This is a genomic window from Pseudomonas sp. PICF141, from assembly GCF_002286815.1.
In the GTDB taxonomy this organism is placed as follows: domain Bacteria; phylum Pseudomonadota; class Gammaproteobacteria; order Pseudomonadales; family Pseudomonadaceae; genus Aquipseudomonas.
Genome location: NZ_MUNM01000033.1, coordinates 24,081 through 39,252, shown reverse-complemented (window position 1 = coordinate 39,252; position 15,172 = coordinate 24,081). Strand labels below are relative to the sequence as shown.

Below are 15,172 nucleotides of genomic sequence, written 5' to 3'. Positions count from 1 at the left end.
ACCTCATAAGCCTTTGTCACAAAAGAGAATGCATGCTCAAATTGGACTGCGCGTACTGTGCTGTTGGCTATGCTGCACCCAAGGGTCTCAAGCATGGCATCGGGCGAACAAACCCGTACAATGCCTGCTTGTAACAGTGTTTGTATCAAAAAAGCGGTGCGTGCCGTATTCCGAAAAACCGGGGCGCAGTGTTAAAAGTAGTCCCAGTTGCGCCCGTTAACTTTTTTACCTGCCTGGATTGGGCAGTTTTTATAGTCATTCAACAGATGGACGCGCCATGGGCGCAGGAAAAGAAGCGTTTTGAAGAAATCCACCGCAGCACCTAAAACAGTCGTCCCGCTCTGGCGCCAGCAATTGCACTACCGGCTCAAGGAAGGTGCATTGATCGCCATCGGTGCCTTGTGCCTGTTCCTGATGATGGCTTTGCTGACCTACGGCAAAGACGATCCGGGCTGGAGCCATAACAGCAAGATCGACGATGTGCAGAACTTCGGCGGGCCTGCCGGCTCTTACAGCGCCGACATCCTGTTCATGGTCCTGGGTTACTTCGCCTACATTTTCCCGTTGCTGCTGGCGATCAAGGCGTATCAGATCTTCCGCCAGCGCCATGAGCCGTGGCAGTGGAGCGGCTGGCTGTTTTCCTGGCGCCTGATCGGCCTGGTATTCCTCGTGTTGTCAGGTGCGGCGCTGGCTCATATCCACTTCCATGCGGCGACCGGTCTACCGGCCGGCGCGGGTGGCGCTTTGGGTGAAAGTCTCGGCGATCTGGCCAGGAACGCGCTGAACATCCAGGGCAGCACGTTATTGTTCATCGCGCTGTTCCTGTTCGGCCTGACGGTGTTCACCGACCTGTCGTGGTTCAAGGTGATGGACGTCACCGGCAAGATCACCCTTGATCTGTTCGAACTGTTTCAGGGGGCGGCCAATCGCTGGTGGGCGGCCCGTGTCGAGCGCAAGCAACTGGTTGCCCAGCTGCGTGAGGTCGACGATCGCATGCATGACGTGGTCGCGCCGACTGTCACCGACAAACGCGAGCAGGCCAAGGTCAAGGAGCGCCTGATCGAGCGTGAGCAAGCGTTGAGCAAACACATGTCCGAGCGCGAGAAACAGGTGCCACCGGTGATTGCCCCGGCTCCGCCCAAACCGGCAGCTCCCAGCAAACGCGTGGAAAAAGAGAAGCAGGCGCCGTTGTTCGTCGACAGCGCCGTGGAAGGCACCTTGCCACCGATCTCGATTCTCGACCCCGCGGAAAAGAAACAACTCAATTATTCGCCCGAATCCCTGGCGGCCGTCGGCCATTTGCTGGAAATCAAGCTCAAGGAATTCGGCGTCGAAGTTTCGGTGGATTCGATTCACCCGGGCCCGGTGATTACCCGTTACGAAATCCAGCCGGCAGCCGGCGTCAAAGTCAGCCGCATCTCCAATCTGGCGAAAGACCTGGCCCGTTCCCTGGCCGTGACCAGTGTGCGTGTCGTGGAAGTGATCCCGGGCAAAACCACGGTCGGTATCGAGATTCCTAACGAAGACCGGCAGATCGTGCGTTTCTCCGAGGTCTTGTCGACCCCTGAGTACGATAGCTTCAAGTCCCCGGTCACCCTGGCCCTGGGTCATGACATCGGCGGCAAACCGGTGATCACCGACCTGGCGAAAATGCCGCACTTACTGGTGGCTGGTACGACCGGTTCCGGTAAGTCGGTGGGTGTGAACGCGATGATCCTGTCGATTCTGTTCAAGTCTGGCCCGGAAGACGCCAAGCTGATCATGATCGACCCGAAAATGCTTGAACTGTCCATCTATGAAGGCATTCCGCACCTGCTGTGCCCGGTGGTGACCGACATGAAGGACGCCGCCAACGCCTTGCGCTGGAGCGTCGCGGAAATGGAGCGGCGCTACAAACTGATGGCGAAGATGGGTGTGCGTAACCTTTCGGGCTTCAACGCCAAGGTCAAGGAAGCCCAGGACGCTGGTGAGCCGTTGAGCGATCCGCTGTACAAGCGCGAAAGCATTCACGACGAGGCCCCGTTGCTGCAAAAGTTGCCGACTATCGTCGTGGTCGTGGACGAGTTCGCCGACATGATGATGATCGTCGGCAAGAAGGTTGAAGAGCTGATCGCCCGTATCGCCCAGAAGGCACGTGCGGCCGGTATCCACCTGATTCTCGCGACCCAGCGGCCGTCGGTTGATGTCATCACCGGTCTGATCAAGGCGAACATTCCGACGCGTATGGCGTTCCAGGTATCGAGCAAGATCGATTCGCGGACCATCATCGACCAGGGCGGCGCCGAACAACTGCTGGGCCACGGTGATATGTTGTACATGCCGCCGGGTACCAGCCTGCCGATTCGTGTTCACGGTGCGTTCGTGTCCGACGATGAGGTTCATCGGGTGGTTGAAGCCTGGAAACTGCGCGGCGCACCGGAATACAACGACGACATCCTCGCCGGTGTCGAAGAGGCCGGTAGCGGTTTTGAAAATGGCGGCGGTGGCGGTGATGACGATGCCGAAACCGACGCGCTGTACGACGAAGCGGTGCAGTTCGTCCTGGAAAGCCGTCGTGCGTCCATCTCTGCGGTTCAGCGCAAGCTGAAAATCGGCTACAACCGCGCGGCGCGCATGATCGAAGCCATGGAAATGGCCGGGGTCGTGACGTCCATGAACACTAACGGTTCGCGTGAAGTCCTGGCCCCCGGCCCGGTGCGCGACTGATCCGGTTTTGAAAGGGGCGGTGTCTTGAGACGCCGCCCGCACTCCCACGAATGTTTATGAGGACTCCCATGCGTCTTATCCGCATGTTGCTGCTGCCGGTACTGGCTCTGACCACGCTCTCGGCCCACGCCGATGACAAGGACGTGGCGCGTCTGACTCAACTGCTGGAAAAATCCCAGACCCTGACCGCGCGTTTCTCCCAGCTGACCCTTGATGGCAGCGGCACCCAGTTGCAGGAAACCGCCGGTCAGATGTCCTTGCAGCGCCCGGGCCTGTTCTACTGGCACACCGATGCGCCGCAAGAGCAACTGATGGTGTCCGACGGCAAGAAGGTTTCTCTGTGGGACCCGGACCTGGAGCAAGTCACCATCAAGACCCTCGACCAGCGTCTGACCCAGACGCCGGCCCTGTTGCTGTCCGGTGACGTGTCCAAGATCAGCCAGAGCTTCGACATCAGCGCCAAAGAGGCTGGCGGCGTGATCGACTTCACCCTGAAGCCGAAAACCAAAGACACCCTGTTCGACAGCCTGCGTCTGTCGTTCCGCAACGGTCTGGTCAATGACATGCAGCTGATTGACAGCGTCGGTCAGCGCACCAATATCCTGTTTACTGGTGTGAAGGCCAACGAGCCGATACCGGCGTCCAAGTTCAAGTTCGACATCCCCAAGGGTGCCGACGTGATCCAGGAGTAAGACGCCTAACCTGTGGGAGCGGGCTATGTGGCGAGGGGGCTTGCCCCCGTTGGGTCGCGAAGCGGCCCCAAAACCTGCAATCGCGGGTTACCAATACTGCGCACGCGATGGTTTTACGACTGCTTCGCAGTCGAACGGGGGCAAGCCCCCTCGCCACAGGCAGTCGCTCTACCACAGGATGTTCGCCAAACTTGAGAACTCTGTAATATCCCGAGGTTTCAACAGTACGTGATGGACCTGTTTCGCAGCGCCCCGATTGCTCAGCCCTTGGCCGCACGCCTGCGTGCGACCAACCTGGACGAGTACGTCGGTCAGGAACACCTGCTCGCTCGCGGCAAGCCATTGCGCGAAGCGCTGGAGCAGGGTGCCCTGCATTCGATGATTTTCTGGGGGCCGCCAGGGGTGGGTAAAACCACGTTGGCGCGGTTGCTGGCGGAAGTCTCCGATGCGCACTTCGAAACGGTTTCGGCGGTGCTGGCCGGCGTGAAGGAAATCCGCCAGGCAGTAGAGGTCGCCAAGCAGCAGGCCGGGCAATACGGTAAACGCACCATCCTGTTTGTCGACGAAGTGCATCGTTTCAACAAGTCCCAGCAGGATGCGTTCCTGCCTTATGTTGAAGACGGCACGCTGATTTTCATCGGCGCGACCACCGAAAACCCCTCATTCGAACTCAATAACGCGCTCCTGTCCCGGGCGCGCGTCTATGTGCTCAAAAGCCTCGACGAAGCGGCCTTGCGCAAGCTGGTGCATCGCGCGCTGACCGAAGAGCGCGGGCTGGGCAAGCGGCACCTGACCCTCAGCGATGAAGGTTTCCAGATGCTGTTATCCGCCGCCGATGGCGATGGCCGGCGTCTGCTCAATCTGCTGGAAAACGCCTCGGACCTGGCCGAAGACAACAGCGAAATCGGCGTCGATTTGCTGCAAAGTCTGCTCGGCGACACCCGTCGGCGCTTCGACAAGGGCGGCGAAGCTTTCTACGATCAGATCTCCGCGCTGCATAAAGCGGTGCGCGGCTCCAATCCCGATGGCGCGCTGTATTGGTTCGCGCGGATGATCGACGGCGGTTGCGACCCGCTGTACCTGGCCCGACGCGTGGTGCGCATGGCCAGCGAAGACATCGGCAACGCCGATCCTCGCGCCCTGAGCCTGTGCCTGGCGGCGTGGGAAGTGCAGGAGCGCCTTGGCAGCCCCGAAGGTGAGTTGGCAGTGGCCCAGGCCATCACCTATCTGGCCTGCGCGCCGAAAAGCAATGCGGTGTACATGGGCTTCAAAGCCGCGATGCGCAGCGCCACCGAACACGGTTCCCTCGAAGTGCCGCTGCACCTGCGCAATGCGCCGACCAAGTTGATGAAGCAATTGGGTTATGGCGACGAATACCGTTACGCCCACGATGAACCGGATGCCTACGCCGCTGGCGAAGACTACTTCCCGCAGGAACTCGAACCGCAACGGTTCTATCAACCCGTGCCCCGCGGCCTGGAGCTGAAAATTGGCGAAAAGCTTAACCACTTGGCGCAGCTTGATCGTCTGAGCCCCCGACAGCGGAGAAAAAAGTGATTCCATTGATCGTTGCCGTTTCTGTCGGCGGTGTCGCCGGTACGCTGTTGCGCTTCGCCACCGGTAACTGGATCAACGCGAATTGGCCGCGGCACTTCTATACCGCGACGCTGGCCGTTAATATCGTGGGCTGTCTGCTGATCGGCGTTTTGTACGGCCTGTTTTTGATACGCCCGGAGGTACCGTTTGCGGTGCGCGCCGGGTTGATGGTCGGCTTCCTTGGGGGGCTGACGACTTTTTCATCCTTTTCACTGGATACGGTGCGCCTGCTGGAAACCGGGCAAGTGCCGCTGGCCCTGGGCTATGCGGCCATCAGCGTATTCGGCGGGCTGCTCGCCACCTGGGCTGGCCTGTCCTTGACCAAACTTTGATAACGAGAAACCGACATGCTCGATTCCAAACTGTTACGTAGCAACCTTCAGGACGTAGCGGACCGCCTGGCATCCCGTGGCTTTGCCCTGGATGTTGCGCGCATCGAAGCGCTGGAAGAACAGCGCAAGATCGTCCAGACCCGCACCGAAGCTCTGCAGGCTGAACGTAACGCGCGCTCCAAGTCCATCGGTCAGGCCAAGCAGCGCGGCGAAGATATCGCGCCATTGATGGCGGACGTCGAGCGCATGGCGGGTGAATTGAGCGCCGGCAAACTCGAACTGGATGCGATCCAGACCGACCTGGATTCGATCCTGCTGGGCATCCCGAACCTGCCGCACGAATCGGTGCCGGTCGGCGATGACGAAGAAGGCAACGTAGAAGTGCGCCGCTGGGGCACGCCTAAAGCCTTCGATTTCCCGGTTCAGGACCACGTGGCCCTGGGCGAGAAATTCGGCTGGCTGGACTTTGAAACCGCCGCCAAGCTGTCCGGCGCCCGTTTCGCCCTGCTGCGCGGCCCGATCGCCCGTCTGCACCGTGCACTGGCACAGTTCATGATCAACCTGCACATCAACGAACACGGTTACGAAGAGGCTTACACCCCGTACCTGGTGCAAGCGCCTGCGTTGCAGGGCACCGGTCAGCTGCCCAAGTTCGAAGAAGACCTGTTCAAGATCAGCCGCGATGGCGAAGCCGATCTGTACCTGATCCCGACCGCTGAAGTGTCGCTGACCAACATCGTCGCTGGCGAGATCGTCGATTCGAAACTGCTGCCGATCAAGTTCGTGGCGCACACGCCGTGCTTCCGCAGCGAGGCCGGTGCATCGGGTCGCGACACTCGCGGCATGATCCGTCAGCACCAGTTCGACAAGGTCGAGATGGTCCAGATCGTTGAGCCATCGACCTCGATGCAAGCGCTGGAAAGCCTGACCGCCAATGCCGAGAAAGTCCTGCAACTGCTGGAACTGCCGTATCGCACCCTGGCGCTGTGCACGGGCGACATGGGCTTCAGCGCGGTCAAGACCTACGATCTGGAAGTGTGGATTCCAAGCCAGGACAAATACCGCGAGATTTCCTCGTGCTCCAACTGCGGTGATTTCCAGGCCCGCCGCATGCAAGCGCGTTTCCGCAACCCGGAAACCGGCAAGCCTGAGCTGGTTCACACCCTGAACGGTTCCGGCCTGGCGGTCGGGCGTACCCTGGTGGCGGTGCTCGAGAACTACCAGCAGGCTGACGGTTCGATCCGTGTGCCTGAGGTGCTCAAGCCGTACATGGGTGGCCTTGAGGTCATCGGCTAAATGGACTATCTGCCGCTGTTTCATAACCTTCGCGGCAGTCGTGTATTGGTCGTCGGCGGAGGGGAGATTGCCTTGCGCAAATCCCGCCTGCTGGCCGAAGCCGGTGCGCTGCTGCGGGTGGTTGCACCGCAAATCGAACCGCAACTGCGCGAGCTGGTGGTCGGCAGCGGTGGCGAGTGCCTGGTGCGTGGCTACGTCGAAACGGATCTGGACGGTTGCGGGCTGATCATCGCCGCCACCGACGACGAACCACTGAACGCGCAAGTCTCCGCCGATGCTCATCGGCGTTGCGTACCGGTCAACGTGGTGGACGCGCCGGCCCTGTGCAGCGTGATCTTCCCGGCAATCGTCGACCGTTCTCCATTGATCATTGCGGTGTCCAGTGGCGGCGACGCGCCGGTGCTGGCACGGTTGATTCGCGCCAAGCTGGAAACCTGGATTCCTTCCACCTACGGGCAACTGGCCGGTCTGGCGGCGCGTTTCCGTACTCAGGTCAAAGGCCTGTTTCCGGATGTGCAACAGCGGCGGGCTTTCTGGGAGGATGTGTTCCAGGGCCCGATTGCCGACCGGCAATTGGCCGGGCAGGGCGCCGAGGCCGAGCGCTTGATGCAGGCGAAAATCAACGGCGAAGCACCTGTGGCTATCGGCGAGGTTTATCTGGTGGGCGCCGGGCCGGGTGATCCCGACCTGTTGACCTTCCGCGCCCTGCGTCTGATGCAACAAGCCGATGTGGTGCTGTATGACCGTCTGGTGGCGCCGGCGATTCTGGATTTGTGCCGTCGCGATGCCGAGCGGGTCTACGTTGGCAAGCGCCGAGCCGATCATGCCGTGCCTCAGGAGCAGATCAACCAGCATCTGGTGGATCTGGCCAAGGCCGGCAAACGCGTGGTGCGCTTGAAGGGCGGCGATCCGTTCATTTTCGGGCGCGGTGGCGAAGAGATCGAAGAACTGGCGGCCCAGGGCATTCCGTTCCAGGTGGTACCGGGCATTACCGCGGCCAGTGGTTGCGCGGCCTATGCCGGGATTCCACTGACTCACCGCGATTACGCGCAGTCGGTGCGGTTTGTCACCGGGCACTTGAAGGACGGTTCCACCGATTTGCCGTGGGCCGATCTGGTCGCGCCGGCGCAGACCCTGGTGTTTTACATGGGGTTGGTGGGCCTGCCGATCATCTGCGAGCAATTGATCAAACACGGTCGCGCGGCCGATACCCCGGCGGCGTTGATCCAGCAGGGCACCACGGTCAATCAGCGGGTGTTTACCGGCACCCTGGCCGACCTTCCACGGCTGGTGGCGGAGCATGAAGTGCATGCGCCAACATTGGTGATCGTCGGGGAAGTGGTGCAACTGCGCGAGAAACTGGCGTGGTTCGAAGGGGCTCAGGCGCAGGTCTAGTGATCGCGTCGCCCTCATCGCGGACAAGCCCGCTCCCACAGGTTATTTGGTGAAGCTGCAATCTTTGGCATCACACAAATCCCTGTGGGAGCGGGCTTGCCCGCGATGAGGCCCTAAAAACCACCCTTGCTTCAGATCAGAACTCAGCTTTACGCCAAATCCCTTTCCCCTTCAACCGCGCCCGATCATGAGCCGCAGTGAAATCCTGCGCCGGCCCTTTAGGCACGATCCCGGTCGGATTGATGGTTTTGTGGCTGCCGTAATAGTGATTCTTGATGTGCTCGAAACTCACCGTCTCGGCTATCCCCGGCCACTGATAAATCTCCCGTAGCCAGTTCGACAGATTCGGATAATCGGCAATCCGTCGCAGGTTGCACTTGAAGTGCCCGAAGTACACCGCATCGAAACGAATCATCGTAGTGAACAGCCGAATATCCGCTTCCGTCAGGTATTCGCCCGTCAGGTACCGATTCGCGCCCAGCAATTGCTCCAGCCGATCCAGCTCAGTAAACAATTCATCGAACGCTTCTTCATAAGCCTGCTGCGAAGTGGCAAACCCGGCGCGATAGACGCCGTTATTCACGGCCGGATAAATCCGCTCGTTCAGCGCATCGATCTCGGCCCGCAATGGCGCCGGGTAAAAATCCAGGTCATTGCCGGTCAACTCATCAAAAGCGCTGTTGAACATGCGGATGATTTCCGCCGATTCATTATTGACGATGCGATTTGTCTGCTTGTCCCAGAGCACCGGCACCGTGACGCGGCCGGTGTAGTTGGCGGTATCAGTGGTGTAGCGCTGGTGCAGGAATTTCAGATTGCCAAGCTTGTCGCCGGTCGAGCCGTGAGCCTTGTCGAAGGTCCAGCCGTTTTCCAGCATCAGAAAGCTCACCACCGATACATCGATCAGGCTTTCCAGGCCTTTGAGCTTGCGCAGGATCAACGTGCGATGGGCCCACGGGCAGGCGAGGGAGACGTAGAGATGATAGCGACCGGCCTCGGCGGCAAAACCACCGACGCCGGTCGGGCCTGGCTTGCCGTCGGCGGTCAGCCAGTTGCGACGTTGTGCCTGTTCACGCTGGAACGTGCCGTCCTTGCTTTCATACCACTGATCCTGCCAGCGACCTTCGACTAACAAACCCATGTTCAAAACTCCTCGACCGATAAGCGTTGGAGAGGAGTCTATGCGCATAGGTTCGAACAAAAAGCGCAAAGGTTGGGCGTTTATGATCGGTTAAATCGATCGATCCCTTGCATCCCAATACTGCCGGGCGGTTTCGAACGCTTGCTCGCGGGTCTGGCCGAGGCCGCGTAACGCCAGGGCCATGGTCGAGATCAATGCCATTTGCGGGTAGCTGTCGACCACGTCGCCACGCCATACCGCTTTCAAATGATCGGGGTCGAGGCTGGCCGGTTTGACGTGGCGCTGGGTCGACAATTGGGGCCATTCTTCATCCCAGCTTTCGCCGCCGGTGGTGCCATACAGATGACTGTCGGCATCCGGGTTGATCTCGATTTCGCCGCCATCACCCTTGATCACGATGGCGGTGTCGCCGAGCAAACCGCTGGCTTCGCGATGCACGGCCTGATAGCCGGGATGGAAAATGCTTTGCAGGCCGCAACGGGCACCCAACGGATTAAGAATCCGCGCCAGGGAATGGATCGGCGAGCGCAGGCCCAAGGTGTTGCGCAGGTCGATCATTCGCTGAAGTTGCGGCGCCCAGTCCACCAATGGCATGAACGCCAGCCCGCCCTGATCGAGCGCCACGCCGACCTGCTGCCAGTCGCGGCACAGTGGAATATTCAGCGTCTGGAGCAATTGTTCGCTGTACAGCCGACCGGCCGTGTGCGCGCCGCCGCCATGCATGAAGATGCGCACGCCGTTCTGCGCCAGGCACTTGGCCGCCAGCAGGTACCACGGCAAGTGACGCTTCTTGCCGGCATACGTCGGCCAGTCCAGATCAACCGCCAGCGCTGGGGGATTCAGGCGTTCACGCACGGCTTCGGCGAACCCGGCCATTTCCTCGGCGCTTTCTTCCTTGTGCCGCAACAGCATCAGGAAGGCACCGAGTTGGGTGTCTTCCACTTTGTCGTCGAGCAACAGGCCCATGGCCTCGCGGGCTTCTTCGCGAGTCAGGTTGCGGGCACCGCGTTTGCCCTTGCCAAGAATCCGCACGAACTGGGCGAACGGGTGCTCGGCGGGTGTTTCGAGGGTCAGTGCTGGGTAGTCGGTCATAAGCAATTCGTCGGTTTGGGCAGGCCCGCCAGTTTCGCGGCGAGTTTGGCAGGGGTGCCTTTGAACAGTCGGTTCAGGTGCAGGCTGTTGCCCTTGTCGGGGCCGAGTTTCAATGCGGTGTACTTGATCAGTGGGCGGGTCGCCGGGGACAGCTGGAATTCGTCGTAGAAACTGCGCAGCAGTTCGAGAATTTCCCAGTGTTCCGGGCTCAACTCGATGTCTTCGGCGGCGGCGAGGGCGACGGCCACTTCGGCAGACCAGTCGCTCAGTTCGACCAGGAAACCGTCCTTGTCCAGTTCAATGGCGCGGGCGCCGACCGTCAGGGATTTCATAGCCAGCTGTTGACCTTGTCGTAGTGAATCGACAGTTCGACGAAAGCCGGGTAGTCGATGGCCTTGGCCCAATCCGGGACTTGCAGCGCCCGTGCCTGAGCATCTTCGGCCATGACGAACAACTTCAGGCCGCGGGCGTGCAGCGCGCTGAATGGCGCGGTGCCTGGCTGCAAGGCATAAGCCGCATCGCCGCTCAGCAAAAGCGCATCGTTGGCGCCGATCACGCGCAGGCAACTGTTCAGGCGATCGTCGCCGAAAGGGGAATGGGACAACACATGCAAAGTCGACATCAGAGGGTGATCACCTGGTCGTAACGATCAATAAGGGACGTGATTTCCTGGGCGTCCAGCACCCGGGCTTCTTCAAGCGACAGGTTTTCGGGGTCCAGACCACGGGTCGCGGCGCTTTCACCGCACACGAACAGGTCCTCGACACCAAACATCGGCAAGGCTTGCAGGTTGGCGCTCAGGTCTTTCTGTTGCAGGGCCTTGGCATTCTGTTTATTGGCGAGCTGGAACACGCCGTCATCGAGAAACAGCAGACCGATCGGCAGATCGAAGGCACCGCCGGCCAGTACGATGTCCAGCGCTTCACGCGCATTCGGCCCGGACCACGGCGCCTGACGGCTGATAATCAGCAAGGATTTGGCCATTTTCACGCGCCTCCGAAACAGATCAAGCGGTCAGCGTCTTGCACTGCATCATGCAACTGGCCGAGGCCGGACAATTCCCACGGCGTACCCACCGCTACCGCTTCACGCTGGTAGCGCTGGGCTTCTTCCTCGTTCAATACCCCACGGCGCAGGGCGGCGGCGATGCAGACCACGCCATCGAGTTGATGCTCAGTAACAAAGTTGCGCCATTGCTTGGGCAAATCCTGCTCGTCCTGAGGTGTGACCACGCTGGCGGACGCGTTGTAGACGCCATCCTGATAGAAAAACAGCCGGACAATCTCATGCCCGCCGGCCAGCGCGGCCTGGGCGAACAGCAAGGCGCGGCGCGAGGAGGGGGCATGGGCGGCGGAAAACAGCGCAATGGCGAATTTCATGATGGGCTCGATCAGCAAAACTGCGGCCATGATAAAGCTTTATCGGCGGGGCGGCTAAATCGATGTTGTCTGTGCGGGCCCCATCGCGGGCAAGCCCGCTCCCACAGGGATGGCCTAAATCCTGTGGGAGCGTGGCTTGCCCGCGATGAGGCCCGCACAATCAATACAAGATTCAGCGCGGCATATAACCCGACCTGCCAAGGGCGAAGGCAGCATCGGCGAAAGCTGCCTTGAACAGCGATGATTACTGGGTTAACCCATATAGCTCGCAATACTCCAGCCAGTCCATGCCGGCCATCTCCGCGACTTCCTTGTGCACCTCAAGGCGTTGGGCCTGATAGTCCTCTGGCGTGGCGACAGTCAGTTGCAGCGTCAGCTCCCAGGCAAACAAACCCAGGCGCTCAGCCTCCGCTTCGAACGCTTCATGCAAACGCTCGTCGCGGTACTGCGCCACTGTCTCGCCCTTGGCCTGGGCCAACAGTGGATTCAGGTTGTCCAGTTCGATGCGCAGCTCAGGGCGTTCATCGAGAAATTTTTTCAGCGCCTGCTCGTATTGCTGTTCGGTTGCCGCCATGGTCACTCCTAGGAAGACTGCTTTTTGCTCGCCTTGGCAGCCGCGCCAGAAAAATGGGCCCGGAAAAATGGTTGATGCGACAGTAATGGCGCACGGTCTTGCCCTATAAATGAAGTAAAGCAGAACGATGCGCTGCGTTGCGGTGATACAGTCCGCTTTTTCCTGATGAGCGAATGCAATGCGAATTCTGATGGTGGCGCTGGCCGCAACCTTGCTGGCGGGCTGCGCCGGATCGACGATGAATGACGCCCGCACCAAACCCCCGTACAAAACCCTGACCTCGGATAAACCGGAGAAAGTCGTCGCCCAGTGCGTGCAGTTTGCCTGGCAGGACGAAGCGGTATTCGGCGTTGATGCGGGCGCGTATTTGCAGCCGGGCAAGAAGGGCGGTTCGACGGTCTACACCCGTTCGGCCGAGTCCTTCGTGGACGTGAGCACCGACGCCTCGGGTACAGCGTTGAGCTACTATGCGCAGCATGACGATTTTGTCGCCAAGCGCCGGTTGGCGGCGTTGGCGACCTGCTTGTAAGCAAGATCAAAAGATCGCAGCCTTCGGCAGCTCCAGGGTGAACGCAATCCCATGTAGGAGCTGCCGAAGGCTGCGATCTTTTGGGGCCCCCCCGAAAATCGAAGGTTACAAATCCATCAAACGCTTCTGAAAAAAGAAGCGCTTATGGCCCGGCGGGTAATCGGCAATGTGCCCCAATTCGCTGTAGCCATGCTTCTTGTAAAACTCCGGCGCCTGGAAGTCGAAGGTATCCAGCCAGATCCCGATACATTCCTTTTCCCGCGCCAGCTCTTCGGCCATCTGCATCAGCTTCGAGCCCATCCCTTGTCCCCGGGCCAGCTCCGGCACTGACAACAACTCAATGAACAACCACTGGTAAAATACTCGGCCGTAAAGCCCGCCGAGAATTTCGTCGCGGTCATTGCGTACCAGCAAAGCAATCTGCTCCGACACCGTGGTCCCGGCCTTTGAGGCGTTATAGGCACGCAGCGGCGTGAGGATCGCATCGCGTTCTTCCTGAGTGGCATTTTTCGACAGTTCGATTCGCAAGGTCATAGGCTACACATCCTTATGGCATGAACACGGAGCCTATCCCGGTTGTGGCGATTGTTCTATCCCCTGTAACCGAAGGAACCGCCGCAGTCCCGGGAATGTCTAGCCTGAACAACGTCATTGTCGAACGCAGCCATTGAGGACAGCCCGTGAACATTTTTGAAGCCTTGCGCGAAAGCCACGACCGTCAGCGCTGCTATGCCGATGCGCTGATTCAAACCCAGGGCGACACCCCGGAACGGGTCGAGGCTTACAAACGGCTCAAATCCGAGCTTCAGGCCCACGAAACCGCTGAAGAACGCCATTTCTACGTGCCGCTGATGGCGTTCGACAACGGCGTGGATCTTAGCCGCCACGCCATCTCCGAGCACCACGAAATGGACGAGATGATGGAAGCGCTGGATGCGACCGAAATGTCCAGTCCGTCCTGGTTGGCGACGGCGAAAAAGCTCTCAGAAAAGGTCCATCACCACTTGAAAGAGGAGGAGCAGAAGTTCTTCCAGATGGCCGGCAAGTTGCTCGACGAGCAACAGAAGGAAACCCTTGCCGGGCAATATCAGAAAGAATACAAGGCGCATCTTTCCTGAGAGTGCAGTGCAAAGCTGACTTGGAATCACAGTCGCCGGGCTTTTCTGTTTCGCCTACCATGTGCGCTTTCTGACGAATATAAGGATAGATTGTCATGTCGAACACAGCCGAGCGGGTCAACATCATCGAGTCCCGGGTGTTGTCCCACGACTGGTACCTGCTGAAGAAAATCACTTTCGATTACTTGCGCAACAACGGCGACTGGCAGCGTCAGACTCGCGAAGTTTACGACCGGGGCAACGGTGCAGCGATTCTGCTGTTCAACCGCGAAAAGAAAACCGTCGTACTGACCCGCCAGTTTCGCTTGCCGGTGTTCGTCAACGGCCACGATGGTTTGCTGATTGAAGTGGCCGCCGGGTTGCTGGAGGGCGTTGCGCCTGAAGAGCGCATTCGGGCAGAGGCCGAAGAGGAAACCGGCTATCGCGTCCACCATGTGCAGAAGGTTTTCGAGGCCTATATGAGCCCCGGCTCGGTGACTGAAAAGCTGCATTTTTTCATCGCCGAGTACGACGCCTCCTCCAAAGTCAGTGATGGCGGTGGGCTGGAAGAAGAAACCGAAGAGCTGGAAGTGCTGGAGTGGAAGTTCGACGAGGCTCTGGCGGCGTTCCATCGTGGGGAGATCTGCGATGCCAAAACCATCATGCTGCTGCAGTATGCGGCGATGAAGGATGTCTTCGGCGCGGTTTGATCCGGGCTGCGAGGTACACGGCTCTGCGGTTTTACAAGGGCGGTTCGCCTGGTCCGTTAGATGAACAAATCATCTGTTCTGCCAGCCTCGCGGCACTCGTACCCTTCGAGTGTCAGCAACCGCTCTTTCGCCTCAAGCCCACCGGCAAACCCCGTCAGCTTCCCCGACGCGCCAATCACCCGATGGCAAGGCGCGACAATCGAAATCGGGTTCTTGCCATTCGCCGCACCCACCGCCCGAACCGCGCTGGGATTGCCGATCTGCCGGGCAATCTCGCTGTAGCTGCGCGTTTCGCCAAATGGAATCGTCAGTAGCGCCTGCCATACCTTCTGCTGAAATTCGGTCCCGGCAAAATCCAGCTCCAGTTCGAAACGATTACGCGTGCCGGCGAAGTATTCCTGCAACTGCTGTGCGGTGCGCACCAGGATCGGGTTGTCCGCTGCTTCAGTCATCGGCCCCAGCCTGACCCGACCCGGTTTGTCGTTTTCCCAGAGAATGGCTGCCAGTCGTGCGCCTTTCGCGACCAGTTTCAATTCGCCGACCGGAGACGCCAAGGTGGTGAAGGTATAGGGCATGCCGGCGGACTCCGTAAAAGTGCAGAACAGGGGCTCAGCATACTGCCTGGTCGGGGAG

Annotated in this window: 18 protein-coding genes; 9 read left to right on the top strand and 9 right to left on the bottom strand. The window is 59.7% G+C overall.

Annotated elements, in window-relative coordinates; all coding sequences use genetic code 11:
- The first annotated feature begins 300 nt into the window (after positions 1-300).
- The 6 genes from BZL43_RS06475 (at position 301) to cysG (ending at position 8,017) form a co-directional block, all read left to right on the top strand.
- A complete protein-coding gene (locus BZL43_RS06475; RefSeq protein WP_095631538.1) occupies positions 301-2,706 on the top strand; it encodes a DNA translocase FtsK in 2,406 nt (801 codons plus the stop codon).
- A gap of 68 nt (positions 2,707-2,774) precedes the next feature.
- Complete coding sequence (gene lolA / locus BZL43_RS06470) at positions 2,775-3,398, top strand: outer membrane lipoprotein chaperone LolA (protein WP_007904916.1); 624 nt, start codon at positions 2,775-2,777, stop codon at positions 3,396-3,398.
- A 231-nt stretch (positions 3,399-3,629) separates the two neighbouring features.
- Positions 3,630-4,955, top strand: a complete 1,326-nt coding sequence (locus tag BZL43_RS06460; RefSeq protein ID WP_095631537.1) for a replication-associated recombination protein A — start codon at positions 3,630-3,632, stop codon at positions 4,953-4,955.
- Complete coding sequence (gene crcB / locus BZL43_RS06455) at positions 4,952-5,326, top strand: fluoride efflux transporter CrcB (RefSeq protein ID WP_030130939.1); 375 nt, start codon at positions 4,952-4,954, stop codon at positions 5,324-5,326. Before BZL43_RS06460 ends, crcB begins: the two co-directional genes overlap by 4 nt.
- Before the next feature lie 15 nt (positions 5,327-5,341).
- Positions 5,342-6,622, top strand: coding sequence for a serine--tRNA ligase (gene serS, locus BZL43_RS06450; protein WP_095631536.1), 1,281 nt, complete (start codon positions 5,342-5,344; stop codon positions 6,620-6,622).
- Entirely contained in the window at positions 6,623-8,017 is a 1,395-nt protein-coding gene (cysG, locus tag BZL43_RS06445) for a siroheme synthase CysG (RefSeq protein WP_095631535.1), read from the top strand.
- Positions 8,018-8,153: 136 nt separating this feature from the next.
- Here cysG and BZL43_RS06440 read toward each other — a convergent pair whose 3' ends face one another.
- From BZL43_RS06440 to BZL43_RS06410, 7 genes are all read right to left on the bottom strand, one after another.
- Positions 8,154-9,158, bottom strand: coding sequence for a glutathione S-transferase family protein (locus BZL43_RS06440; RefSeq protein WP_095631534.1), 1,005 nt, complete (start codon positions 9,156-9,158; stop codon positions 8,154-8,156).
- A gap of 90 nt (positions 9,159-9,248) precedes the next feature.
- Entirely contained in the window at positions 9,249-10,250 is a 1,002-nt protein-coding gene (locus tag BZL43_RS06435) for a glycosyl transferase family protein (RefSeq protein WP_095631533.1), read from the bottom strand.
- Positions 10,247-10,582: a TusE/DsrC/DsvC family sulfur relay protein gene (locus BZL43_RS06430; protein WP_095631532.1), complete on the bottom strand. Its 336-nt coding sequence runs from the start codon at positions 10,580-10,582 to the stop codon at positions 10,247-10,249. Before BZL43_RS06430 ends, BZL43_RS06435 begins: the two co-directional genes overlap by 4 nt.
- Positions 10,579-10,872: a sulfurtransferase complex subunit TusB gene (tusB, locus tag BZL43_RS06425; RefSeq protein WP_095631531.1), complete on the bottom strand. Its 294-nt coding sequence runs from the start codon at positions 10,870-10,872 to the stop codon at positions 10,579-10,581. The genes BZL43_RS06430 and tusB overlap by 4 nt, the downstream gene beginning before the upstream one ends.
- A complete protein-coding gene (gene tusC, locus BZL43_RS06420) occupies positions 10,872-11,234 on the bottom strand; it encodes a sulfurtransferase complex subunit TusC (RefSeq protein WP_095631530.1) in 363 nt (120 codons plus the stop codon). Before tusC ends, tusB begins: the two co-directional genes overlap by 1 nt.
- A gap of 2 nt (positions 11,235-11,236) precedes the next feature.
- The gene (gene tusD, locus BZL43_RS06415) at positions 11,237-11,629 is read right to left on the bottom strand and encodes a sulfurtransferase complex subunit TusD (RefSeq protein ID WP_095631619.1); all 393 of its coding nucleotides are present in this window, start codon (positions 11,627-11,629) and stop codon (positions 11,237-11,239) included.
- A 244-nt stretch (positions 11,630-11,873) separates the two neighbouring features.
- Positions 11,874-12,203: a DUF6388 family protein gene (locus tag BZL43_RS06410; RefSeq protein WP_095631618.1), complete on the bottom strand. Its 330-nt coding sequence runs from the start codon at positions 12,201-12,203 to the stop codon at positions 11,874-11,876.
- Positions 12,204-12,381: 178 nt separating this feature from the next.
- Between BZL43_RS06410 and BZL43_RS06400 the strand changes: the two genes are divergently transcribed.
- Positions 12,382-12,732, top strand: a complete 351-nt coding sequence (locus tag BZL43_RS06400) for a hypothetical protein (RefSeq protein ID WP_095631529.1) — start codon at positions 12,382-12,384, stop codon at positions 12,730-12,732.
- Positions 12,733-12,837: 105 nt separating this feature from the next.
- Here BZL43_RS06400 and BZL43_RS06395 read toward each other — a convergent pair whose 3' ends face one another.
- A complete protein-coding gene (locus BZL43_RS06395) occupies positions 12,838-13,266 on the bottom strand; it encodes a GNAT family N-acetyltransferase (RefSeq protein WP_095631528.1) in 429 nt (142 codons plus the stop codon).
- A 146-nt stretch (positions 13,267-13,412) separates the two neighbouring features.
- Between BZL43_RS06395 and BZL43_RS06390 the strand changes: the two genes are divergently transcribed.
- Both BZL43_RS06390 and BZL43_RS06385 read left to right on the top strand, forming a co-directional pair.
- Entirely contained in the window at positions 13,413-13,850 is a 438-nt protein-coding gene (locus BZL43_RS06390; RefSeq protein ID WP_095631527.1) for a hemerythrin domain-containing protein, read from the top strand.
- A 95-nt stretch (positions 13,851-13,945) separates the two neighbouring features.
- A complete protein-coding gene (locus BZL43_RS06385; RefSeq protein ID WP_095631526.1) occupies positions 13,946-14,539 on the top strand; it encodes an NUDIX domain-containing protein in 594 nt (197 codons plus the stop codon).
- A gap of 56 nt (positions 14,540-14,595) precedes the next feature.
- Here BZL43_RS06385 and BZL43_RS06380 read toward each other — a convergent pair whose 3' ends face one another.
- The gene (locus BZL43_RS06380; protein WP_095631525.1) at positions 14,596-15,114 is read right to left on the bottom strand and encodes a methylated-DNA--[protein]-cysteine S-methyltransferase; all 519 of its coding nucleotides are present in this window, start codon (positions 15,112-15,114) and stop codon (positions 14,596-14,598) included.
- Positions 15,115-15,172: the final 58 nt, after the last annotated feature.

What these genes read in the sequence shown, in the direction of transcription:
- lolA (WP_007904916.1), top strand. Translation starts at nt 2,775, where the DNA reads ATGCGTCTTATCCGCATGTTGCTGCTGCCGGTACTGGCTCTGACCACG.
- BZL43_RS06460 (WP_095631537.1), top strand. Translation starts at nt 3,630, where the DNA reads ATGGACCTGTTTCGCAGCGCCCCGATTGCTCAGCCCTTGGCCGCACGC.
- serS (WP_095631536.1), top strand. Translation starts at nt 5,342, where the DNA reads ATGCTCGATTCCAAACTGTTACGTAGCAACCTTCAGGACGTAGCGGAC.
- cysG (WP_095631535.1), top strand. Translation starts at nt 6,623, where the DNA reads ATGGACTATCTGCCGCTGTTTCATAACCTTCGCGGCAGTCGTGTATTG.
- BZL43_RS06440 (WP_095631534.1), bottom strand. Translation starts at nt 9,158, where the DNA reads ATGGGTTTGTTAGTCGAAGGTCGCTGGCAGGATCAGTGGTATGAAAGC.
- BZL43_RS06435 (WP_095631533.1), bottom strand. Translation starts at nt 10,250, where the DNA reads ATGACCGACTACCCAGCACTGACCCTCGAAACACCCGCCGAGCACCCG.
- BZL43_RS06430 (WP_095631532.1), bottom strand. Translation starts at nt 10,582, where the DNA reads ATGAAATCCCTGACGGTCGGCGCCCGCGCCATTGAACTGGACAAGGAC.
- tusB (WP_095631531.1), bottom strand. Translation starts at nt 10,872, where the DNA reads ATGTCGACTTTGCATGTGTTGTCCCATTCCCCTTTCGGCGACGATCGC.
- tusC (WP_095631530.1), bottom strand. Translation starts at nt 11,234, where the DNA reads ATGGCCAAATCCTTGCTGATTATCAGCCGTCAGGCGCCGTGGTCCGGG.
- tusD (WP_095631619.1), bottom strand. Translation starts at nt 11,629, where the DNA reads ATGAAATTCGCCATTGCGCTGTTTTCCGCCGCCCATGCCCCCTCCTCG.
- BZL43_RS06410 (WP_095631618.1), bottom strand. Translation starts at nt 12,203, where the DNA reads ATGGCGGCAACCGAACAGCAATACGAGCAGGCGCTGAAAAAATTTCTC.
- BZL43_RS06400 (WP_095631529.1), top strand. Translation starts at nt 12,382, where the DNA reads ATGCGAATTCTGATGGTGGCGCTGGCCGCAACCTTGCTGGCGGGCTGC.
- BZL43_RS06395 (WP_095631528.1), bottom strand. Translation starts at nt 13,266, where the DNA reads ATGACCTTGCGAATCGAACTGTCGAAAAATGCCACTCAGGAAGAACGC.
- BZL43_RS06385 (WP_095631526.1), top strand. Translation starts at nt 13,946, where the DNA reads ATGTCGAACACAGCCGAGCGGGTCAACATCATCGAGTCCCGGGTGTTG.
- BZL43_RS06380 (WP_095631525.1), bottom strand. Translation starts at nt 15,114, where the DNA reads ATGCCCTATACCTTCACCACCTTGGCGTCTCCGGTCGGCGAATTGAAA.